The sequence below is a fragment of the Shinella sp. GW821-FHT10F02 genome, from assembly GCF_058809275.1.
Genome location: NZ_JBXASL010000002.1, coordinates 417,169 through 439,989 on the forward strand (window position 1 = coordinate 417,169; position 22,821 = coordinate 439,989).

Consider the following 22,821-nt stretch of genomic DNA (forward strand, 5'->3'; position numbering starts at 1 on the left):
TTACCGACCCGGATAGGCGAGCGTCATCAGCCGGCCGAGCTCCGGCCGAGCTGCGTCGTCGCCGCACAGCCGCAGGCAGGCCCAGGCCGTGGCGAGATTGCTGGTCACGAGCGGCTTGCCGATGGCGGCCTCGATTTCGGCCGCAACACCCGCCGCGCGTACGGCGGTGCAGGAGATGAAGAGCGCATCGCAGTCGGGCGCGGTCGCCTCCTTCGCGAAGGCGACGATCTCCGCGGGGGAAATCCGCGCCATCTCGCGATCGTCCGTCAGGCCGAGGCAGGTGAAGCGGGCGATGTCGAAACCGAGCGCGATGAAATAGTCCGCCATCGGCTTGCTGGTTTCGATCGTGTAGGGCGTCAGGACAGAGATCCGCTTCGCACCGAAGGCCTTCAGACCGGAAACCGCAGCGGCCGTCGGCGTCACCACGGCGGCCGTCGGCTTGGCCGCCTTCACCGCAGCCTTTACCGCGGCATCGCCAATGACGACCGAGGCCGAGGTGCAGGAATACATCACAACGTCAAGCGGTTCGTCCGGCAGGATCAGCGCCGCACCCGCCGTCAGCGAGGGCTGCATGGCACGCAGGTTCTCCGGCGTCACCGGATTGGCGTAGGGGATGCGGGTCACATAGACGCCGATCCGCTCATTTGCCACCATGCGCTGGAAATCCACTTCCGTCGTGTGGTCGGTCGCAAGAATGATCAGGCCGATCCGCTTTTCGAGCGGGCGGTCGTCAAGCTTTGGCGCACGGGAGGCGAGTGTCAGGTCCAGGGTCTGCATCAGCGTTCCTCCACCCGGGCGTAACGCTCTTCCAGCCAGCGCAGGAAGACGACGGAGATCAGGCTCATGATCAGGAAGAAGATGCCGACCATCGTCATCGGCTCGATATAGCGATAGCTGCTGTTGGCGACGCTCTTTGCCTGGTTCATCAGTTCCAGCACGGTGATGGCGGAGAGCAGCGGCGTCTCCTTGAACATGGCGATCAGGTAGTTGGCGAGCGCCGGGATCATCGGCGGAAGCGCCTGCGGCAGGATGACGTGGATCCAGGTCTGGCGGGCGGAAAGGTTCGTCGCCTTCGCCGCCTCCCATTGGCCGCGCGGCACATTCTCGATGCCGGCGCGGTAGACTTCGGCCGCATAGGTGCCATAGTGCACGCCGAGCCCGATGACGCCGGCCAGCAGCGCCGGCAGGCGGATGCCGATATCCGGCAGCACGTAGAAGATGAAATAGAGCTGCACGAGCAGCGGCGTGCCGCGGATGAACTCGACGATGAAGCTTGTGGTGCGCGCGATCGGCTTCGGCGCGGTCATGCGCAGGATGGCGAAGACGAGGCCGACCGCGGCGGCGACGGCAGCACCCAGCACGGTGGCGAGAATGGTGATCTTCAACCCTTCCAGAAGGGTCGGCATGATTTCCCAGACGAAATTCCAATCCCATTCCATCGTCAGGTCCTCACGCCATCGAGGCCGCGGGTGACGCGACGCTCCAGCCAGCGCATGCCGGTGGAAATCGCCAGCGCCATCAGGAAATAGAGCACGAGGATCACCGCGAAGGGGATCAGCGTGCTGCCGGTCTGGGCGCGCACGACCTGCGCCTGGAAGGTCATGTCGGTGAGCGAGATCAGCGAGACGACGGCCGTGCCCTTCAGAAGCTCGATCGCATTGTTGCCGAAGGTCGGCAGCATCAGCGGCAGCGCCTGCGGCAGGATGACATGGCGCATCGCCTGCCCACGCGTCAGGTTGAGCGCCACACAGGCCTCACGTTGCTCCCGCCCGATCGCCTTGACGGCGCCGCGCACGACCTCCGCTCCGTAGGCCCCAACGTTCAGCCCCAGCGCCAGCACGCCGGCCTGGAGCGGCGACAGCGTGACACCGGCAAAGGGCAGCACGAAATAGACCCAGAAGAGCTGCACGAAGATCGAGGTGCCGCGGAAGAATTCGATATAGGTGGTGGCGAGTGCCCGGACCGCCATAAAGCGGCTGACGCGGCCAAGCCCGGCGACAAACGCCATGATGACGGCGAGCACCGAGCCCATGAGGGTGAGCTCAAGCGTCACGAGCGCGCCTTGCAGGATCAGCCCTATATAGCCGGACCAGTCGGTCATGATCGTTGCGTTCCGTTCATTGGGGTATCCCCCTCATCCGCCTGCCGGCACCTTCTCCCCGCTGGGGAGAAGGGACGTGTGGCCACCGGTTTCTTCACACTTGACTGTTGAGCAGTCCGGTGCAGCAAATCCCTTCTCCCCGTCGGGGAGAAGGTGGCCGGCAGGCCGGATGAGGGGGCTGTTTCACCAACCCGAGCTTTACTGCGCCGCGCAGAGCTTTTCGCGCGTCGTCGACATGGCGGCGGCGGCGGAGAAGCCGTAGGGCTCGATGATCTTGGCGAAGTCGCCCGATTCCTTCAGCTTGGCGAGCTCCACGTCGAAGGCATCGCGCAGTGCCTCGTCGCCCTTCTTGAAGGCAGCGCCGTCGCAATAGACCGGGGCGCCTTCGACCGGTGCCACGACCTCGACATTCGGGTCGTTCGCCTTGGAAACGAGGTCGTTGATGGAGAGCACCGGCAGCGAATAGACGTCGATGCGGCCGTCCTGCAGCATTTTCAGGCCGCTCTGGCCATCCGGCACCACGATGACGCGATCGCGCGGAACGCCGGCTTCGAGCGCCAGCTTTTCTTCCGTGCCGCCGCCCGGCGCGCCGATCTTGGCATCCGGATTGTCGGCGATGTCCTTGTAGCTCTTGAGGCCCAGCGGGTTGCCCTTCTTCAGCGCGAAGGCTTCGGCGTCGCAGAGGATTGGCTCCGAATAGGAGACGGCCGCGCAACGCTCCGGCTTCATGAAGAGGCCCGCGGTGATAACGTCGTGACGGCCGGCCTGCAAGCCGGGGATCATCGCACCGTATTCCGAGATCGACGCGACGATGTCCGCAACGCCGAGGCGCTTGAAGACCTCGCGGGCGACATCGGGGGCTGCACCCGAAACCTTGCCGTCGGCCGCGACCGCGGTGAACGGCGGCTCGTTGGCGATGGCGACGCGGGCGAAACCCTGTTCCTTCAGTTCCGCGAGCTTGCCGTCATCGGCCGAGGCCGGTGCTGCGGCGACGATTGCCATCAGTGCGCTGGCACCCGCGGCCATGGTCCAAAAATGTCTGGTCTTCATTGTTCCGAACTCCTCTGGTTGTTGCTTGGAGCAATTCTCTTGAGGTTTCTGAGCCCTCAGACGCGGTGCCCTGCCGCGATGATCTTGCGCAGGAAGCTTTGCGTGCGTTCCTGCTTGGGATGGGTAAAAATGTCGTCCGGCTTGCCTTCCTCGACGATCTTGCCGCGATCGAAGAAGAGCACGCGGTCGGCGAAATCGTGCGCAAAACCCATTTCGTGGGTGACGAGCAGCATGGTCATGTCGGTCTCGGCGGCGAGCTTGCGCATGACGTTCAGCACCTCCTCCACAAGCTCGGGATCGAGCGCGGAGGTGACCTCGTCGAACAGCATGATCTTCGGCGAAAGCGCGAGGGCGCGGGCGATGGCGACACGCTGCTTCTGTCCGCCGGACAATTGGGCGGGCATGTTCTTCGCCTTGTCGGCAAGGCCCACCATGTCGAGAAGCTCCATCGCCCGCTTCTCGGCCGCCGCCCGCGCCACGCCCTTGGTCAGCATCGGCGCGAGCGTGACATTGTCGAGCACGCATTTGTGCGGGAAGAGATTGAAGTGCTGGAAGACCATGCCGATCTTCTCGCGCATTCGATGCAGGTGACGCTCGTCGGCCGGCGCGAGGCCACCGTTCTTCGGCATGTGGTAGAGCTGGTCGCCGTCGACCTGGATATGGCCGCCGCTGATCGTCTCCAGCGTCATCAGGATGCGCAGGATCGTCGTCTTGCCGGAGCCGGACGGGCCGATGAGCGCGAGTTTTTCGCCCGGCAGCACCTCCATCGACAACCCGTCGAGCACGGTCAGCGGGCCGTAGCGCTTCGTGATGTTGTCGATGCGGATGATCGGTGCAGCCATGCATGTCTCTCCCTGTTGAGACGTGATGGCCTAACGATGCGCGGCGATCTAAATCATGTCAATCCGAATAATAATATCATGACAATTATTGTCCCGCCGCCTCTTTGGCAGGCATTTGCCTCAAATCGCGAGCAGCAACGCCTCCGGATTTCCACTGGCCAATGAAGCTAGAATGCCGAGCCCCGTGCGAAGTTCCTGTTCGGTCGTCGAGCCGAGCGAGATGCGCACGGCCGGGTGCCAGCCCTGATCGGCGGTGCGGAAAGAGGAGCCGGGCGCGATGGCCACACCGCGCAGGCGCGCCTGCGAGACGAAGCCCTCCTCCGTGTGCCCCTCCGGCAGCGGCAGCCAGACATGCAGGCTTTGCGGATGCGAGCGATAGGGTAGGCCCGCGAAGGTTTCCTCGGCAATGGCGTGGCGCGTGGCCAGCGCCCGGCGCTGCCAGTTGACCAGTTCCATCGCCGTGCCGTCGCTGACCCAGCGCGTTGCGATCTCGGCAATCGAGGGCGTTGCCATCCAGTTCGAGACGAGGTGCCGGTTGGCGACGGCGGCGACATAGCGATCGGGGGCTGCGAGATAACCGATGCGCAGGCCCGGCACCGTGATCTTGGTGAAGCTGGTGATGTAGAGCGTGCGCTCCGGCGCGTAAGCCGCCAGCGGCGGCGCCCTGTTCTCGACCAGCGGGCCGAGAATGTCGTTCTCGATGATCGCGATATCGTTGCGCCGCGCGACCTCGGCCAGCGCCTGCCGGCGCTCGGCGCTCATCAGCGTGGCGGTCGGGTTGATGACGGAAGGCTGAAGGAAGACGGCGCGGATCACGCCTTTCCGGCAGGCCTCGTCGAGCGCCTCTGGGATCATGCCGTCATGGTCGATCGGCAGGCCTTCCAGATGCAGGCCGAGATAGGTGGAGAGCGGCACCAGCGTATGGTGGCTGATCGCCTCTGTCGCGACGGTCGCGCCGGGGGGAGCCACGCTCATCAGCGCCACGGTCATGCCGGAGGTCGCGCCGTTGGTGAGGCTGATGTTGAGCGGCGAAATGTCGAGGCCGCAGCGGGCGAGCCACTCGGCAGCGACGGCGCGATGGCGTGGGAACACCATGTTCGGCCGGAAAGACAGCGCCGAGCTCGACGGCAGGTTTTCCGCCAGCCAGCCGAAGGCCTCGCGCATGCGCTCCAGGTGGAGCTGTTCGCAGACGGGTTTCAGGATCGACAGATCCACCAGCTCGCCGAGGCGTTCGGGCAGGTAAGGCGGCTCCGGCTCCTTCGGCCTTGTCTGCACGAAGGAACCACGGCCGATCTCGCCGGAGATCAGGCCACGGCGGATCAGCTCGTCATAGGCGCGGCTGACGGTCTGCACCGACAGTTTGAGGTCGTCGGCGAGCTTGCGGTGTGGCAGAAGGCGTGTACCGTTCGGCAGCAGCCCTTCCTGGATGGCGCGGGCGATCTGCTCGGCAAGGGAGAGGTAGGCCGGCCGGCGCAATTGGGATATATCGGGACGCCAATTTGTCATGATTTCAACAGTGCTCAAATTCAGTTCAATTGACAACGCCAAAATGCCTTTCCATTGTCTTTTCCCAGCTTTGACATGATACCCGCCCGGAGGGCGACCGCATGAAACTCGACGCCATCGACCTGCGCATCCTGGAGGCGATCCAGGAGAACGGGCGCATCACCAAGCTGGCGCTGGCGGAAAAGGCGGGCCTCTCGCCCACGCCCTGCTGGCTGCGTCTGCGCAAGCTGGAGAAGGCGGGCATCGTGACGGGCTATCACGCGCGGGTCGCGGTGCGGCGGCTGGCGCCGGTCGCGAGCGTCATGATGGAGGTGACGCTGGCCAACCACCGGCAGGCGGATTTCGACCGTTTCGAGCGGGCGGTGGCGACGACGCCGGAGATCGTCGCCTGCTGGTCGGTCGGCGGCGGTGTGGATTACATCCTGAAGATCATGGCGCCGGACATCGATGCCTACCAGCGCCTCGTCGACAGCCTGCTCGACCGCGAACTCGGCATCGACCGCTATTTCACCTACATCGTCACCAAGACGGTGAAGGAGGAGACCGTGCTGCCGCTGACGACGCTGCTGCCCTCCCCCGAATAGAGAGATTGTCTACGGCACGTCACCCATTTGGCCAAAGTCTCTGCCTGCCACCCCGGCAATAGACAATCTGTCGCCCCGCCTCTGGCAGACTCCCGGCCACTGAAGCCAGAGGAGGCCGCCATGACCGCCGTATTCGCCCGGACGACTTTCCACGACGCGCTTGCCCGCCTCGCCGACCCTCATTTGCTGCGTGAACTCTCCTACATCGGCGGCCGCTGGGTGGCGGGCCGCGAGGGCAACAGTTTTGCCGTGACGGACCCCGCCTCGTCCGCGACGCTCGCCTGGGTCGCTTCGCTCGATGCCGAGCAGACGACGGAGGCCATTTCGGCCGCGGCGCAGGCCTTTCCCGCCTGGCGGGACCTGCTGCCGCAGCAGCGTGCCGTCATTCTGCGCAAATGGCATGGGCTGATCCTCGAAGCGCGCGAAGACCTCGCGCTGCTGATGACGCTCGAACAGGGCAAGCCGCTTGCCGAATCCCGCGGCGAGATCGACTATGCCGCCTCCTTTATCGAGTGGTATGCCGAGGAAGGCAAACGGCTCAATGCCGAGAGCGTGACCAGCCACCTGCCCGGCGCAGAGATGATCGTGCGCCGCGAGGCGCTCGGCGTCGTCGGCATCGTGACGCCGTGGAATTTCCCCTGCGCGATGATCACCCGCAAGGCCGCCGCGGCGCTCGCCGCCGGCTGCACGGTGGTCGCGCATCCCTCCAGCGAGACGCCGCTTTCGGCGCTCGCCCTTGCGGAACTCGGCGAGCGGGCCGGCATTCCGGCCGGCGTCTTCAACGTGGTGACGGGCGATGCGGCGACAATCGTCGGCCGCATGAATGCCGATGCCCGCGTACGGGCGCTGAGCTTCACCGGCTCGACGGAGATCGGCAAGCTCATCGCCGGCCAGTGTGCGCCGACCATGAAGCGCCTCGTGATGGAACTCGGCGGCCATGCGCCGCTGATCGTCTTCGCCGATGCCGATATCGACAAGGCGGCCGACATCGCGATCAACGCCAAGTTCGCCACTTCCGGCCAGGACTGCCTCGCCGCCAACCGCATCTATGTCGAGCGCCCCGTGCTGGCCGCCTTCACCAAGGCCTTCAAGGCGCGCATCGAGGCGCTGAAGGTCGGCGCCGGGCTTGAAGCCGGCGCGGAGATCGGCCCGCTGATGCATGAGCGCGCCATCGCCAAGGTGGAGGAACAGGTGGCCGATGCGCTGAAGCATAGCGCCACGCTTCTGACCGGCGGCAAGCGCCACAAGGCCGGTCCGCTGTTCTACGAGCCGACACTGCTGGCCGACGTTTCCGACGATGCGCTGATCATGCGCGAAGAAACCTTCGGCCCCGTCGCCGCCGTCACCGCCTTCGACAGCGAGGCGGAGGTGACCGCCCGCGCCAACGACACCGAATACGGGCTCGTCGCCTATGTCGTCACCGAAAACGGCGCCCGCCAGATGCGGCTTGCCCGTGCGCTGGAATACGGCATGGTGGCGGTCAACCGGGTGAAGATCACCGGCGGCCCGATCCCCTTCGGCGGCTGGAAACAATCCGGCCTCGGCCGCGAGGGCTCGCGCCACGGCATGGAGGCCTTCACCGAACTCAAATATCTCTGCATCGATACGGCTGCTTGAAAGGAAAGACCATGCTCGACCAACGCAACGAACTGACCGCCTGGGACCGCGATCACTTCTTCCACCCCTCGACGCATATGGGCATGCACGCCCGCGGCGAAACACCGACGCGCGTCATCGCGGGCGGCGAAGGCGTCTACATCACGGACAGCAACGGCAAGACGAGCCTCGATGCTTTCGCCGGCCTCTATTGCGTCAATGTCGGCTACGGCCGCCAGAAGATCGCCGATGCGATCGCCGAGCAGGCGAAGAACCTCGCCTATTACCACGCCTATGTCGGTCACGGCACGGAAGCCTCGATCACGCTGTCCAAGATGATCATCGACCGCGCGCCGGAGGGCATGAGCCGCGTCTATTTCGGCCTGTCCGGCTCGGATGCCAACGAAACCAACATCAAGCTGATCTGGTACTACAACAACATCCTCGGCCGGCCTGAGAAGAAGAAGATCATCTCGCGCTGGCGCGGTTATCACGGCTCGGGCGTCATGACCGGCTCGCTGACCGGCCTCGCGCTCTTCCACAATGCCTTCGACCTGCCGCGCGCGCCGATCCTGCACACGGAAGCCCCCTACTTCTTCCGCCGTCCGGACCGCTCGATGGACGAGGAGCAGTTCTCGCAATATTGCGCCGACAAGCTGGAGGAGATGATTCTTGCCGAAGGGCCGGACACGGTCGCCGCCTTCATCGGCGAGCCGATCCTCGGCACCGGCGGCATCGTACCGCCGCCGAAGGGCTATTGGCAGAAGATCCAGGCCGTACTCGACAAGTACGACATCCTGCTCGTCGCCGACGAGGTCGTCACCGGTTTCGGCCGCCTCGGCACGATGTTCGGCTCGGACCACTACGGCATGAAGCCTGCCCTCATCACCATCGCCAAGGGCCTCACCTCCGCCTATGCGCCACTTTCCGGCACCATCGTCTCGGACAAGATGTGGGAAGTGCTGGTCAAGGGCTCGGACGAACTTGGCGCCATCGGCCATGGCTGGACCTATTCCTCGCACCCGATCTGCGCCGCTGCCGGCGTCGCGAACCTCGAACTGATCGACGAACTCGGCCTCGTCGAGAATGCCGGCTCCACCGGCGCCTATTTCCGCAGCGAGCTGGCGAAAGCCGTCGGCGACCACAAGCATGTCGGCGAAGTGCGCGGTGATGGTTTGATGGCGGCGATCGAATTCGTCGAGGACAAGGACGACCGGGCCTTCTTCGATCCCTCGAAGAAGATCGGCCCGCAGGTCTCCACCGCCCTTCTGGAACGCGGCGTCATCGGCCGCGCCATGCCGCAGGGCGATATCCTCGGCTTCGCGCCGCCGCTTTGCCTGACGAAGGACGAAGCCGATGTCGTGGTGAAGGCTGCCGCCGACGCGATCAAGTCGGTTCTCGGCTAACCTATAGAAATCGGCGGGCAGCGACCAACGCTGCCCGCCGTTGCCGGCCTACTTCCGGTGATGCACCGGTTGGAGGGCATAGACCGGCGTCGGGATGCCTTCCATGCGTGCCTTCAATTGCAGCGACAGATATTGCGAATAGTGCCGCGACTGGTGCAGGTTGCCGCCGTGGAACCACAGCGCTTCCTGCTGCGTCGGCTTCCACATGTTGCGCTGCTCGCCTTCCCACGGCCCCGGATCCTTCGGCGTATCCGAGCCGAGGCCCCAGACCTTGCCCACCGCATCCGCCGTCTGCTGGTCGATGAGATCGGCCACCCAGCCATTCATGGATCCGTAGCCGGTGGCATAGACGATGACGTCGGCCGGGATTTCCTTGCCGTCGGAGAGTTTTATGGAATTCTCCGTGATCTCCTCCACCTGGCCGGCGGCGAGCTTTACCCTGCCGTCAATGATCAGCTGCGAGGCGCCGATATCGATGTAGTAGCCGGAGCCGCGGCGCAGGTACTTCATGAAGAGACCGGAGCCGTCCGAACCCCAGTCGAGCTGGAAGCCCGCCTTTTCCAGCGCCGCGTAGAAGTCGGCGTCGCGCTCGCGCATCTTGTCATAGAGCGGGATCTGGAACTCGTGCATGATCCGGTAGGGCAGCGAGGCGAAGATCAGGTCGGCCTTGGCCGTCGTGACGCCGTTGGCCAACGCCTGTTCGGAATAGAGCGAGCCCAGGCCGATATCCATCAGCGTGTCGGAGCGCACGATATGCGTCGTCGAGCGCTGGATCATGGTGACATCGACGCCCGCCTCGTAGAGCGCGGCGCAGATGTCATGGGCCGAATTGTTCGAACCGATCACCACGACCTTCTTGCCCTTGTAGCCATCCGGCCCCGGATGCTGCGAGGAATGGTGCTGCTCGCCCTGGAACCGCTCGCGGCCCTTGAAATCCGGGATGTTCGCCTTGCCGGACATGCCGGTGGCGAAGACCAGCTGCTTCGGCCGGAGCACCACCTCCTCGCCGTCGCGATCGACAACGATCGTCCATTCCTTCGCCGCCTCGTCCCATTTGGCGGATTTGGCGGTGGAACGGGTCCAGTAGTTCAGCTCCATGACCTTGGTGTAGAATTCCAGCCAGTCGCCGATCTTGTCCTTAGGCGCGAAGACCGGCCAGTTTTTCGGGAAATCGATATAGGGCAGGTGGTCGTACCAGACGGGATCGTGCAGGCAGAGCGACTTGTAGCGCTTGCGCCAGCTGTCGCCCGGCCGGTCGTTCTTTTCGAGGATGATGGTGGGCACGCCGAGCTGGCGCAGTCGCGCGCCAAGCGCGATGCCGCCCTGCCCGCCGCCGATGATGACGGTATAGGGCTGCGTCTCGTAGCCGAGCGTACGGGCCTCGTCCTCGCGCTCCTCCTTCCAGGTCTTGGCGCCGAGATTCTGCCCGTGTTTGGCGCCGAGCGGGCGGGTGAAGCCGGATTTCTCCTCGTGGCCCTTCAGCTCGGATAGGGCCGTCAGCAGCGTCCAGATCAGGCCGTCCTTGAACCGCACGAGGCCATAGCCGCGCCCGGTCGCCGTCTCGAAGGTGATCCAGCTTTCGAGCACGCCATCCGCTTCCGTCGCCGCCTCGCCGGGAGCGACGCGCCAGTTCGACGGTTTGGCGGTGGAAAGCTGGGCCTGCAGCATGTCGCGCACCTGGTCTCGGCCCTCGACGGTCTTGAGGTTCCAGGTGAAGGCAACGAGGTCGCGCCAGTAGCATTCCTCGGCAAACAGGCTGACGGCGTCGTCGATCCGGCCGGCTTCGAGTGCCGCGCCAAAGCTATCGAGAAGCGCCTGGATGCGGGTGGTGGGGGTCTTGTCGAGCATAGTTTCTCCTCCTGCTCAGTTTCAAAAACGGGACGGCTCCTCAACCGCCCCGCAAGACGGATCGCCTATCGGGACAGGTCGATCAGGATTTTCAGGTGTTTGCCGGCGGGGTCGAGCAACTGGTCGAACCCTTCCGTGACGGCCTCGCTGAGCGAGACATATTTGGTGACGATCCGGCTCGCCGGGATCTGGCCGCTGGCGATGAGGCGGGCGACGCGGGGCCAATAGTGGGTCGGATAGGCCCAGGAGCCGCGGATATCGATGTCCTTGAAGGTGACGTCGAACCAGTTCAGCGGGTTTTCGCCGGGGTGAAGCCCGGTCTGCACGACGACGCCCTGCTTGCGCACCGCATCGGCGCAATTCTTCAGCGCATGTTCGTTGCCGACGCATTCGATGGCGACGTCGCAGCCGACGCCGCCCTCCGTCTCGGCGCGGATGACATCGCCGACCTTTTCCGTCTTCGGATTGATCGTGCGCACCTCACCGAGCGCCTCCCGTGCCAGCGCCAGCCGGGTATCGTTGAGGTCGGAGAGGAAGAGCTGCGAGGCACCGGCGGCGCGCGCGGCCATGGCGACGAGAATGCCAATCGGCCCGGCACCGGTGACGAGCACGCTGTTGCCGGCCGTCACCCCGCCGCGATCGCAGGCATAGACGGCAACCGCCGTCGGCTCGATCAGGGCGGCTTCCTGATCGCTCAATGCATCCGGAATGGGCTGGACGTTGTAGTCGTTGAGAAGTGCCGCCTGCGCCATGCCGCCGGAATGCCAGGAGAGACCTGCAAGCGCGAGATTGCCACTCAGGTGAAACAGGCCGCGATCGGCATAATAGTCGCCGCTGCGCGGCATGATCAGTGGCTGGATCGACACCCGGTCTCCGGCCTTCACATGGGCCACCCCCTCACCCACCGCCTTGACGACACCGCCGAATTCATGGCCGAGGATCTGCGGCCCATGCGCGCCCGTGAAGGGATGCGGCTCCTTCGGCACGAAGATCGGTCCATAGGCATATTCGTGCAGATCCGTGCCGCAGATGCCGCAGAACCTGTTTTCGACCAGCACCTCGCCCGGACCGGGCGTGGGCGGCGTATCGACCTCCTCGATGCGCAGATCCTTGGCGGCGTGAAAGCGCAAAGCCTTCATTGGTTTTCCTCCTGTTGTTCTTGCACAGGAGGTCAGCAAGCGGCGTGCCAGAACGGCAAGCGGCTCGTTCTTTTCGCTTTTTCAATGATTTACGAAAGAAGCGGCTTGGCAGGCAAAGCCGATGCAACAGGTCGCGCGCAACAGGTGTTGCGGCTGTTGCGTCAGTTGAGGCGCTTCAGGCGGCGGTGGATGGTGGAGCGGTTGACGCCGAGTTTGCGGGCGAGCGCGGAGACGTTGTTGCCGCAGTCGCTGAGTGCGCGGCGCAACTCGTCGTCATCCTGTGCGGCCGGTTCGGCAAAGAGATGCTCCGGCAGGCAATCGAGGTCGATGAGATCGCCCTCCGCAAGGGCTGCCGCCACGCGCAGGGCGTTGGAAAGCTCGCGCAGATTGCCCGGCCAGTCATGCGACAGCAGCGCTGCCCGCGCCGCCTTGTCGATGCGGTAGGTCTGGCCGTTTTCCTTCTCGATGCGGCGAAGCAACTGGTCGAGCAGCCAGCCGAGATCCTGCCGGTCGCGCAGCGACGGCAAGGTCAGCGTCGCGGCATTGAGGCGATAATAGAGGTCCTGGCGGAAGCGGCCTTCCTTCACCAGTTCGGCGAGATCGCGGTGCGAGGCGGAGAGCACCCGCAGGCGCACCGCCCGCGCCTTCAGCGCGCCGACCGGCTGTACCTCGTTTTCCGAGAGCGCGCGCAGCAGCCGGCTTTGCAGGGCAAGTGGCATGTCGCCAATCTCGTCGAGGAATAGCGTGCCGCCGCTCGCCTCCTCGATGAGGCCGCGCTTTCCCTTCTGGCTGGCGCCGGTGAAAGCGCCGGGCGTGTAGCCGAAGAGTTCGGATTCGATGAGATGTTCGGGGATCGCCGCGCAATTGACGGCGACGAAATTGCCGGGATCGCCGCAACTGTCATGGATCGCGCGGGCCAGGAACTCCTTGCCGCTGCCGGTTTCGCCCTGGATGAGAATGGGGATATCGCGTGCCGCGAGTTTTGCCGCACGCGCCTGCACCCTTTCCATCGCGGCATCGCCGTTGCTCAAGTCGCGCAGCGCCCGCGGCAGGCGCGGCTCCGGCACCGCCGGCGCGCGGATGCTGACGGCGGGCGCGATGGCGCTGGCGAACAGCACCAGGCCGTTGCGGGCACGCAGCAGCCGCTCGCCATTCGGCCGCCCGCGCATGAAACGCGGCAGGTCGTCGACATCCATGTCGAAGACCTCGGAAATCGGCTGGCCGAGAAAATCGCGCGTTGCGACGCCGTGCATGTTCATCGAGCGGGCGAGCGCGCCGAAACCGCCATGGGTCATGCCGGTGATGCGACCGCTGCCGTCGAGCGCGATGGCCGCATCCGGATCGACATCGAGGAATTCCGGCGAACGGGCAAGGCGCAGCACCCAGTCGTTGCGGGTGCGCGTCATCAGGTTGGCAAGCTCGATGCGCCGCGTGGTCGAGGCGACGAGATGCAGCGCCAGTTGCTGGCTCGCCTTGGCGGTCGGCGAGCGGAGTTGCGATATGTCGAGCACGGCCGTCAGGGCGCCCAGCGTGTCGAAGACCGGGGCCGCAGTACAGGTCAGTCCGATATGGCTGGTATCGAAATGATCGTCCTGGTGGATGATGACGGGTTCGCCCGAGACGATGCAGGCCCCGACGGCGCAGGTGCCAGCGCGGTTTTCCGACCATTCGGAGCCGAGATAGAGCCCGGCCCGGCGCAACTGGTTGTCGAAGGTCGGATCGCCCATGAAATCAACGGTGACGCCGCGCGCATCCGACAGAAGCAGCACGTAGTTCTGCTCCGCGATTTGGTTGAACAGGGTTTCAAGGCCGGAGCGGCCGATGCGGATCAGCTCTTCCGCCTGCTCGCGATGCTCGCGCAGCTTCACTTCCGGAACGATATAGGCTTCCTGCGCGACGGTCGGATCGAGCTTGTAATCGTGCAGGCAGCGCAGCCAGGACTGGATGACGGGCGCATCACGCGGGCTGACCGCGCCCATTGCGACGCGTTCGATCTCACGAATGTGCGACAGCGTCGACACCATGCATCCATCCTCCCGCGCGCATGGTCGCACAGGAGGCGCTTGACGACAATCCATCTCGTCGGGCCACTCAATCGGCGCCGAGCGCCACGGCCGGTTGCAGGTGCGAGGCGTTGCGGGCGGGCAGGTAGCCGAAGACCAGCCCGGTCAGGAACGAGCAGGCGAAGGCGAGCACGACCGGGCCGATCGTGAAGCTCACCGGCATGCCGAAGGCCTGCGCCAGCCCGCCGACCGACAGCCCCAGCACCACGCCGATGGCCCCGCCGATCGCCGAGACGACAAGCGCCTCGATCAGGAACTGCAGCAGGATATCGCGCCGCCGCGCGCCCGTCGCCATGCGCACGCCGATCTCGCGGGTGCGCTCGCGCACGCTCACCAGCATGATGTTCATCACCCCGATGCCGCCGACGAGCAGCGAGATCGCGGCGACCGAGCCGAGGAAGAGCTTCATCGTGTTCGAGGTCTCGGTAAAGGCCTCGCGCACCGAGGACATGTTGGTGATCTGCGTATCCTCGGCCTTGTGGCGCTCGTTAAGCAGCGCCTGCACGGCCTCCTGCGTCTGGTCGATCGCAGCCGCATCCTCCACCTGCACGGTGATGGTGCGCACGTTGCGCTCGCCGAAGAGCCGCATGCTGCCGGTCGACAGCGGCACGAGGATCACGTCGTCCTGGTCGTTGCCGCCGGCACTCGCGCCCATCTCGCTCATCACGCCGATCACCTGGAAGGGGATCTTGTTGACCAGCACATATTGGCCGAGCGGATTGCCGCCATCGGGAAACAGCGTCTTCGCCACCGTCTGGCCGAGCACGGCGACGGGGGCATAGGTGTCCATGTCGTCGGCATTGATGAATTCGCCGGAAGCGACCGACCAGCTTTTGGCGCGCGGGAAGTCCGGCACCGTGCCGTTGGCCGTCGTCTGGTAGTCGATATTGCCGGAGCGCAGCGTCACCGAACTCGTCATTTCCGGCACCGCAAAGCTGACGTTGGGCACGGTGAGGATCGCGTCGGCATCGGACGGGATGAGCGTCACCGGCTGGCCGGTTCCCCGGAAATTCGCCATGTTGGGCCGCACCAGCAGCAGGTCCGAGCCCATCGAGGAGATGCGGTCGAGCACGGAATTCTGCGCGCCCGTGCCGATCGCCAGCATCGCCACCACGGAACCGACGCCGATGACGATGCCGAGCAGGGTCAGCACCGTGCGGAACAGGTTGGCGTGCAGCGCCCGCAGCGCCATCTTGATCGCCTCGGAAATATCGGCGATTGCCGCGGAACCCTCTTTCACCGCCGCATGCAGGCCCGCGGCGGCCTCGGACGAAGGCCGCGGTTTGCGGGCGCGGTCGGAAACGATGCGGCCGTCGCGGATCTCGATCAGCCGGTCGGCAGCTTCAGCCACTTCGCGCGAGTGGGTGATCAGGATGATCGTATGGCCGTCCTGGTGCATCTTGCGCAGCAGCGCCATCACCTCCTCGCCGCTCTGGCTGTCGAGCGCGCCGGTCGGCTCGTCGGCGAGGATGACGCGGCCGCCATTCATCAGCGCGCGGGCAATGGAGACGCGCTGCTGCTGGCCGCCGGAAAGCTGGTTCGGGCGATGGTCGAGCCGATCGCCGAGGCGCAGCGACTGAAGCAGCCCCTCCGCCCGCTCCTGCCGGTCGCGCGCCGGGAGGCCGGCATAGATCGCCGGCACCTCGACATTTTCGCGCGCACTCGCGGTCGGGATGAGGTTGTAGCTCTGGAAGACGAAGCCGAAGGTCCGGCGGCGCAGCGCCGCAAGCTCGTCGGTCTCGAAATCCGAGACCGGCTCGCCGTCGATGCGGTAGTGGCCGGAGGTCGGCTGGTCGAGGCAGCCGAGGATGTTCATCAGCGTCGACTTGCCGGAACCGGACTGGCCGATGATCGCGACGAATTCCCCCGCGTCGATGTCGAGCGTGACGCCGTGCAGGACTTCCACGGCAAAACCGTCGTTGAAGAACGTTTTGGTGACGTCCCGAAGTGAGAGGAGTGCGGTCATGGCATCGCCCTCAGAACATCGGCGGCATGCGCATGCCGCGGCGCTGCCCCCGGTTGCCGCCGGCCGGGCGCCCGCTATCGGCGCCTGCGCCGATGACGACGCGGTCGCCCTCTTCAAGCCCGCTCTTCACCTCCACGCTGACACGGTTGCGGATGCCGGTCTCCACCTTGCGGACCTCGGTGGCGCCGGATGCGGTGACGACCGTCACCTCGGTTTCCGGCTTGCCGCCTGCCTCGTTCCGCTTGAGGCTGATGGCACCACTCGGCACGACCAGCACGTCACGGGCGGCCGCCTGCACGAAGAACACCTGCGCGCTCATCGAGATCATCAGCTCGCCCTCCGGGTTCGGCACGTCGAACAGCGCGTTGTAGAGCACGACATTGTTCTCGACGGTCGGCGAGGGCTGGATCTGGCGGAGTTTGCCGGCAAAGCGTTTTCCCGGCTGACCGAGCAGGGTGAAATAGGCCTCCATGCCCACTTTCAGGCGGCTGACATCGGCTTCGGACACTTCGGCGCGCACCGTCATGGTCGAGAGATCGGCGATGGTGACGATGGTCGGCGCGGTCTGGCTGGCATTCAGCGTCTGGCCTTCCTTCACCGGATTGGCAACGATGGTGCCGGCCATAGGCGCAAAAATCTTGGTATAGCCGAGATCGACCTCGTCGCCGGCCAGCGTCGCCTGCTGCTTGCGGATTTGCGCGTCGATGGCGTTGACGTCGGCTTCCGCCGCCGCAAGATCGGCCACGGCCTGATCGAGCGCCTGCTGGGCCACGGCATTGCCGGCGATGAGGTTGCGCTGGCGGGTGATGTTCGCCTGCTTGAAGACGAGCTGCGCCTTGCGCGACTGAAGCTGCGCCTGGAGATTGGCGAGTTCGGCGCGATTGATCTCGATGCGGTTCTCGATGGTCGCGGGGTCGATCTCGGCGACGAGCTGATCCTTCGTGACCGTGTCGCCGATCTCGACATGCAGCACCTTGAGCTGGCCGGAAACCTGCGCGCCTGCATCGACGGACTTCACCGCCTCCAGCGTGCCGACCGCCGTCACCGCATTCTCGATATCGCCGCGCACGACGGGCTGCGTGATGACTGCGGTCGTCGTCTCGGCCGGCGCATAACGGGTCCAGCCATAATAGCCGGCGCCGGCGAGGATTGCGATCACCGGCAGCCAAACCCAGGCGCGCGAGCGCCGCTTGCGCCGGGCGGGCGGGGTCGCGCCGGGCATGAAGGTCACATTGGTCCGGCCCCCCTCGTCGGCGGGCTTGTCGTCCTTTTGCGGTCGTGCGGTCTTGGTCATCGGCTTCCCATAGGTCGAGGCCATGCCTCTGCCGTCCCTTTAAAAGAAAGGTGGCACCGTAACCGCCAAAGGAGAAGCCCTTGTGATCATTATATTTTCGTAATGTTTGCCGCGACGGACCGGCAAGTCCGCTTCAAGCCGGCGCCGCCGACGCCGGCCAAGGCAAGGATCAGACGCCGACGCGCTGCTTCCTGCGGCCCTCCAACTGGTCCTTCGACGCGGCGTTGACCTCCGCCCTTTCGCTCACCTGCGGCACGCCGACATCCCACCAGGCGTCACCCGGGGTCCAGGTGAAGGCGTCGGAGACGATGGTGATGACGGTGGTGCGATCGGTGGTCTGCGCCCATTCGACGGCGTCGCCGAGATCGGCGAGGCTTTCGACGCGGCGCGTCAGCGCGCCCATCGCCTCGGCATGTTTGGCGAAGTCGACGGCGAAGGGTTCCTTGACGCGGCAATCCTTGATGAGATTGTTGAAGCCCGGCGTGCCCTTGGCGTTCTGCAGGCGGTTGATCACCGCATAGCCGCCGTTGTCGCAGACGATGAGGATCATCTTGTGGCCGGAGAGCACGGTCGAGTAGATGTCCGAGTTCATCATCATATAGGTGCCGTCGCCGATCATGACGATGGGCGTGCGGGTGGGGTCGGCCATGGCGGCGCCCCAGCCGGCGGCGATCTCGTAGCCCATGCAGGAGAAGCCGAACTCGCAATCGAAGGTGTTCGGTGCCTTGACGCGCCAGTTCTTCATCACCTCGCCCGGCAGGCCGCCGGCGGCCGTGATGATAAGGTCCCGGTCCTTCGCCTTGGAATTGACGATGCCGACAACCTGGGCGTAGGTCGGCACGGGCGCATTCGTGGGCTTCTGGTAGCCGTCGAGCGCATCGTTCCACTTTGCGAATTCCAGCCGGCCCTTTTCCGTCCAGCCGGCATGGGCCTTGTGGTCGCCGAGGGCGGCTTCCAGCTCGCCTACCGTTTCCAGTGCATCACCGACGACGGCGACGGCGCGGTGCTTTTTGGCATCCCAGCGCGCGGCGTTGATCGAGACGAAGCGGGCGTCCGGCGAAAAAGCCGTCCAGGAGCCGGTGGTGAAATCCATGAGCCGCGTGCCGACGGCGAGCACCACGTCGGCTTCCGCGGCAAGCGCATTGGCCGAGGTGGAGCCGACGATGCCGATTGGGCCGACATGGGCCGGGTGGTCATGGGTGACCGTGCCCTTGCCGGCAATGGTTTCGCAGAGCGGGATACCATGTTTTTCGGCAAAGGCGGCGAGCGCCGTTTCCGCACCGGAATAGCGCACGCCGCCGCCGGAGATGATCAGCGGCCGTTTTGCCGCCTTCAGCACGCGGACGGCTTCCGCAAGGCTGTCGCGATCGGGGCGCGGGCGCGGCACCCTGTGGAGGGTCGGCGCGAAGAAGCTTTCCGGATAGTCCCAGGCGATTTCCTGCACATCCTGCGGCAAGCCGATGAAGGCCGGACCGCAATCGGCCGGGTCCAGCATGACGGCGACGGCCTGCGGCAGCGAGGAGAGGATCTGTTCGGGATGGACGATGCGGTCCCAATAGCGCGTCACCGCCTTGAAGGCGTCGTTGACGGTGATCGTCGGATTGCCGAAATGCTCGACCTGCTGCATCACCGGATCGGGCCGGCGGTTGGCAAAACTGTCGCCAGCAAGAAGCAGGATCGGCAGGCGGTTGGTATGCGCCACGCCGGCGGCCGTCACCATGTTCAGCGCGCCGGGACCGATGGAGCTGGTCGCGACCATGATCTGGCGGCGGCGCGTCGCCTTGGCAAAGCCGATCGCGGCGAGCGCCATCGACTGCTCGTTCTGGCCGCGCCAGGTCGGCAGCGTGTCCTTGACCGCTTCCAGCGCTTCCGAAAGGCATGTAACATTGCCGTGGCCGAAGATGGCGAAGACGCCGGGAAACAGCGGCTCGCGTTTTCCGTCGATCTCGGTGAACTGGTTGCAGAGGTAGCGCACCAGGGCTTGTGCCATGGTCAGGCGGATGGTGGACATGGTAAACCTCCCTGAGCCGGCCTCCGGCGCCAGCTCCTATTGAGAAACTTTTATTTCATATAATTACTTTTTGCAATACTTATTGCAGATCAGAACCGCAGCGTGCAATCCGCCCAGGCGCCGCCCGACTGGCTGGACGCCAGCGCCGCCTCGATGAACTTCACGCCGAGCGCACCGTCCTCCACGGTCGGATATTCCAGCAGGCCCTCCGGCAAGGTCCGGCCAAGACGGCGCGCCTCAACGGCGATGGCGAATTCCTCGTAGAGATTGCCCCAGGCATCGCTCAGCGCCTCGGGATGACCGCGCGGCATGTGCACGAAACGCGCCGCATGCACGCCGATGCCGGCGCCCTCGCCGCGCGTGAGAATGCGCGCCGGCTCGCCGAAACGGCGGAAATGCAGGAGCTCCGGCTCTTCCTGGTTCCATTCCAGGCTCGCCTTGTCGCCGAAAGCGCGGATGCGCAGGCCGCAATGGGCGCCGGGCGCGACCTGCGAGATCATGATCGTGCCGGGAATATCACCCTCGTAGCGCACATGCATGAAGGCGGTGTCCTCCAGCGCCTTCGGCGGCCCGAGCGTGTGGAATTCGGCGCGCACCGCCGTGACCGGGCGGCCGCAGACGAAGGCGCCGAGATGGTGGCAATGGGTGCCGATATCGCCGGTCGTGAAGGTGGGGCCGACGATCGCGGGATCGACACGCCATTGCGCGCCGGCGCCGGCATCCTTCGGCGGCGTCAGCGCCCATTCCTGGAAATATTCGACATGCACCTGCTGCAACTTGCCGAGCGCGCCCTCGCGGATCATCTGGCGGGCCTGGCGCACCATGGCGGAGGCCGCATAGGCATAGGTGACGCCAAAGACGAGGCCCGTCTCCTTCTGCCGGCGCACCAGATCGAGCGCATCGTCGAGCGTCGTGGTCAGCGGCTTGTCGCTGATCACATCGATGCCCTTTTCCATGAAGGCACACGCGATGGCATGGTGGGAATTGTTGGGCGTGGTGATCGCGACGGCATCGATGCCATCCGGCCGCGCCGCCTCGCGCTCGGCCATCACGCGGTAGTCGGTATAGATGCGATCGTCGGCGAGCAGCCAGGCGCGCCCGGATTCCTTTGCGACCTGCGGCCGGGACGACAGCGCGCCGGCAACCACATCCCAGCGGTTGGAGAGCCGCGCGCCGCGCGCATGCACCTTTCCGATGAAACTGCCCTGCCCGCCGCCGACGACACCGAGCCGCAAGCGGCGCTCCGCCAACGGGAATTCTGCCTTGTCGGAACCCTCTGCCATTGTCACCTCCCTCAAAATCCTCGCTGGCCCGAAAACGGGCTTGCAGAATTATTATTGAGAGAATATCAAAAGTGCAACGAATTTTGCATTCCGATCTTCCGGGAGGAACCGATGACGAGAATAGCCCTGCTCGGCTGCGGCCGCATTGGCAAAATGCACGCGGCCACCATCGTGCGCGCCGAAGGCGCCGAACTCACCGCCGTCTACGACCCGGTCGGCGCCGCCGCCGAAGAGATCGGCCAGCGCTACGGCTGCACCGTCGCCGCCAGCGCCGAGGAGGCGATCGCGCTCGCCGACGCCGTGCTGATCGCGACCTCGACGGCGACCCATGCGGACCTCATCGAAGCTTCCGCCAAGGCCGGCAAGGCGATCTTCTGCGAGAAGCCGATCGACCTTTCACTCGACCGCGTCGTCGCCTGCCGCAAGGCCATCGCGGGCTTCGAACGGCCCGTGCAGATCGGCTTCAACCGCCGCTTCGACCCCGGCCACCGCGCCGCCCACGATGCGACCCGCGCCGGCGAGATCGGCGATCTCCAGCAGGTCATCATCACCTCGCGCGATCCCGGTCTGGCATCGCGCGACTACCTAAGAGTCTCCGGCGGCATCTTCCGCGACATGACCATCCACGACTTCGACCTCGCCCGCTTCATGCTGAGCGAAGAGCCCGTCGAGGTTTTCGCCACCGGCAGCACGCTCGTCGATCCGACGCTTGCGGAATTCGGCGACGTCGATTCCACGATGATCGTCATGCGCACCGCCAGCGGCAAGCTCTGCCACATCAACAATTCCCGCGCCGCCGCCTATGGCTACGACCAGCGCGTCGAGCTTTTCGGCTCGAAGGGTATGCTGATCTCCGGCAACCGCCGCGCGCACCATGTCGAGCGCTTCAATGCCACAACGACGGGTGCGGGCGAGCCCTATCTCGATTTCTTCATCGAACGCTACGTCGAAGCCTTCGAACTCGGCCTCCAGTCGTTCCTCGCCTGCGTCGCCTCAAACACCACGCCGGACGCCACCTTCGAGGATGGTGAGAAGGCGCTGGTGCTGGCCGAGGCGGCCATTCGCTCCAAGGCGGAAGGCCGCTTCGTGAAGGTCGGCGAGATTACCGGCTGACCTCAATGCTTGCGCCGCTGCTTGCCCGTGACCGTCGGGATCTCGGGCGAGCCCTTCTTGTCTTCCTGAAGTAGCGCGGCGAGTGCCACCGCAATCGTCTGTGTCAGGCACATGGGTGCGGCGAGCGAGCGCGAGAACGAATATTCGTCTTCGGGAATCGTGAAGAGCACCGTCGCATTCTTGGCGAGCGGCGAGAGCTGGCTGTCGGTGATCGCCACGATCGGCGTGCCGTTTTCCGCCGCGACATCGGCGATCGTCACCACTTCCTTGGCATAGTGCCGGAAGGCGATAGCGACCAGCACGTCCTTCTTGCCCATCACCTTCGCCATTTCGGGCGCAAGCCCGCCGGCCGGATCGAGCAGAATGACGCGGCATTGCAGCATGGAGAGCACGTAGCGCAGGAATTTCGCGATCGGCTCGGAACGTAGCTGGCCGGCGATGAAGATCGTGTTGGCGTTCTTCAGCGCGCGGGCGGCCTGCGAAAGGCTCTCCTCCGTCGTCGTGTTCAACAGCTCCTGCAAGGTCGCGATATCGCGCACCACGAGATCATGCAGGAAACCGAGATTGCCCTTGCGCTTGGTCTTTTCCAGATCGACGTCGAGCGCGCTGATGCGTTCGCGATAGCCGGGTGCCGCCGTCGACAACCGGCTCTGGAACACCGACTGGAGCTGCTTGAAGCCGGAAAAGCCGAAATTCTGCGCGAATCGCACGAGGATGGACGGATGCGCACCGCACTGTTCGGCAATCGCATTGATCGACTGCATGGCCACGACGTTCGGGTTCTGCGTGATGAAACGCGCGACCTGCTGGAACCGGTCGCTGAGATTGGGATAGGCTTCCGTGACGATGTTGAAGAAGGTCTCGTAATTCGCCGTTTTCGGTGGCGGCTGGTCGGACTGTTTTACCCGCGGCATTGAGCCTCCACTCCCCAGAGTTCGTGTCATTTCAGAAACCGTGCAGTATTGCATAAATCAAAAGTCTGCAACGTTTTGGCCGAAGCCGGGAAACAGCACTCAAAA

At 65.1% G+C, this 22,821-nt stretch carries 18 protein-coding genes; 4 read left to right on the forward strand and 14 right to left on the reverse strand.

The genetic code is table 11. The features are described from left to right. The 6 genes from eutA to ehuR form a co-directional block, all read right to left on the reverse strand. Positions 1–777 (reverse strand): ectoine utilization protein EutA, encoded by a 777-nt coding sequence (eutA, locus tag AC1RWL_RS07815; protein WP_493094159.1) that lies wholly within the window; start codon positions 775–777, stop codon positions 1–3. Next, the gene (ehuD, locus tag AC1RWL_RS07820; protein ID WP_493094160.1) at positions 777–1,439 is read right to left on the reverse strand and encodes an ectoine/hydroxyectoine ABC transporter permease subunit EhuD; all 663 of its coding nucleotides are present in this window, start codon (positions 1,437–1,439) and stop codon (positions 777–779) included. The genes eutA and ehuD overlap by 1 nt, the downstream gene beginning before the upstream one ends. Before the next feature lie 2 nt (positions 1,440–1,441). Then, the gene (gene ehuC, locus AC1RWL_RS07825; protein WP_256116387.1) at positions 1,442–2,101 is read right to left on the reverse strand and encodes an ectoine/hydroxyectoine ABC transporter permease subunit EhuC; all 660 of its coding nucleotides are present in this window, start codon (positions 2,099–2,101) and stop codon (positions 1,442–1,444) included. 198 nt (positions 2,102–2,299) lie between these two features. Then, entirely contained in the window at positions 2,300–3,151 is an 852-nt protein-coding gene (gene ehuB, locus AC1RWL_RS07830) for an ectoine/hydroxyectoine ABC transporter substrate-binding protein EhuB (RefSeq protein WP_493094161.1), read from the reverse strand. A gap of 56 nt (positions 3,152–3,207) precedes the next feature. Beyond that, positions 3,208–3,993, reverse strand: a complete 786-nt coding sequence (gene ehuA, locus AC1RWL_RS07835) for an ectoine/hydroxyectoine ABC transporter ATP-binding protein EhuA (RefSeq protein WP_493094162.1) — start codon at positions 3,991–3,993, stop codon at positions 3,208–3,210. Positions 3,994–4,113: 120 nt separating this feature from the next. Next, complete coding sequence (ehuR, locus tag AC1RWL_RS07840; RefSeq protein WP_493094163.1) at positions 4,114–5,499, reverse strand: MocR-like ectoine utilization transcription factor EhuR; 1,386 nt, start codon at positions 5,497–5,499, stop codon at positions 4,114–4,116. 101 nt (positions 5,500–5,600) lie between these two features. Here ehuR and AC1RWL_RS07845 point away from each other — a divergent pair, with 101 nt between their 5' ends. From AC1RWL_RS07845 to AC1RWL_RS07855, 3 genes are all read left to right on the forward strand, one after another. Next, the gene (locus tag AC1RWL_RS07845) at positions 5,601–6,083 is read left to right on the forward strand and encodes an Lrp/AsnC family transcriptional regulator (protein ID WP_327509195.1); all 483 of its coding nucleotides are present in this window, start codon (positions 5,601–5,603) and stop codon (positions 6,081–6,083) included. A gap of 120 nt (positions 6,084–6,203) precedes the next feature. Beyond that, positions 6,204–7,700, forward strand: coding sequence for an NAD-dependent succinate-semialdehyde dehydrogenase (locus tag AC1RWL_RS07850; RefSeq protein ID WP_493094164.1), 1,497 nt, complete (start codon positions 6,204–6,206; stop codon positions 7,698–7,700). An 11-nt stretch (positions 7,701–7,711) separates the two neighbouring features. Next, complete coding sequence (locus AC1RWL_RS07855; RefSeq protein WP_493094165.1) at positions 7,712–9,085, forward strand: aspartate aminotransferase family protein; 1,374 nt, start codon at positions 7,712–7,714, stop codon at positions 9,083–9,085. A gap of 48 nt (positions 9,086–9,133) precedes the next feature. Here the strand turns inward: AC1RWL_RS07855 and AC1RWL_RS07860 are convergent, their stop codons facing one another. The 7 genes from AC1RWL_RS07860 to AC1RWL_RS07890 form a co-directional block, all read right to left on the reverse strand. Further along, positions 9,134–10,933, reverse strand: coding sequence for an NAD(P)/FAD-dependent oxidoreductase (locus AC1RWL_RS07860; protein ID WP_493094166.1), 1,800 nt, complete (start codon positions 10,931–10,933; stop codon positions 9,134–9,136). A gap of 65 nt (positions 10,934–10,998) precedes the next feature. Beyond that, positions 10,999–12,072 (reverse strand): 2,3-butanediol dehydrogenase, encoded by a 1,074-nt coding sequence (locus AC1RWL_RS07865; protein WP_493094167.1) that lies wholly within the window; start codon positions 12,070–12,072, stop codon positions 10,999–11,001. A gap of 161 nt (positions 12,073–12,233) precedes the next feature. After that, positions 12,234–14,096 (reverse strand): sigma-54-dependent Fis family transcriptional regulator, encoded by a 1,863-nt coding sequence (locus AC1RWL_RS07870; RefSeq protein WP_493094168.1) that lies wholly within the window; start codon positions 14,094–14,096, stop codon positions 12,234–12,236. Between the two features lie 67 nt (positions 14,097–14,163). Then, positions 14,164–16,101 (reverse strand): MacB family efflux pump subunit, encoded by a 1,938-nt coding sequence (locus AC1RWL_RS07875; RefSeq protein ID WP_493094169.1) that lies wholly within the window; start codon positions 16,099–16,101, stop codon positions 14,164–14,166. Between the two features lie 10 nt (positions 16,102–16,111). Next, positions 16,112–17,395 carry an efflux RND transporter periplasmic adaptor subunit gene (locus AC1RWL_RS07880; RefSeq protein WP_493094467.1) on the reverse strand — a complete coding sequence of 428 codons (1,284 nt, stop codon included), beginning with the start codon at positions 17,393–17,395 and terminating at the stop codon, positions 16,112–16,114. A gap of 169 nt (positions 17,396–17,564) precedes the next feature. Further along, positions 17,565–19,406: a 3D-(3,5/4)-trihydroxycyclohexane-1,2-dione acylhydrolase (decyclizing) gene (gene iolD / locus AC1RWL_RS07885; RefSeq protein ID WP_493094170.1), complete on the reverse strand. Its 1,842-nt coding sequence runs from the start codon at positions 19,404–19,406 to the stop codon at positions 17,565–17,567. Between the two features lie 89 nt (positions 19,407–19,495). Continuing rightward, positions 19,496–20,689 (reverse strand): Gfo/Idh/MocA family protein, encoded by a 1,194-nt coding sequence (locus AC1RWL_RS07890; protein ID WP_493094171.1) that lies wholly within the window; start codon positions 20,687–20,689, stop codon positions 19,496–19,498. 111 nt (positions 20,690–20,800) lie between these two features. Between AC1RWL_RS07890 and iolG the strand changes: the two genes are divergently transcribed. Further along, a complete protein-coding gene (iolG, locus tag AC1RWL_RS07895; protein ID WP_493094172.1) occupies positions 20,801–21,802 on the forward strand; it encodes an inositol 2-dehydrogenase in 1,002 nt (333 codons plus the stop codon). A gap of 2 nt (positions 21,803–21,804) precedes the next feature. On the opposite strand, the gene AC1RWL_RS07900 is transcribed toward iolG, so the two are convergent. After that, positions 21,805–22,716 (reverse strand): MurR/RpiR family transcriptional regulator, encoded by a 912-nt coding sequence (locus AC1RWL_RS07900; RefSeq protein ID WP_256116346.1) that lies wholly within the window; start codon positions 22,714–22,716, stop codon positions 21,805–21,807. Positions 22,717–22,821: the final 105 nt, after the last annotated feature.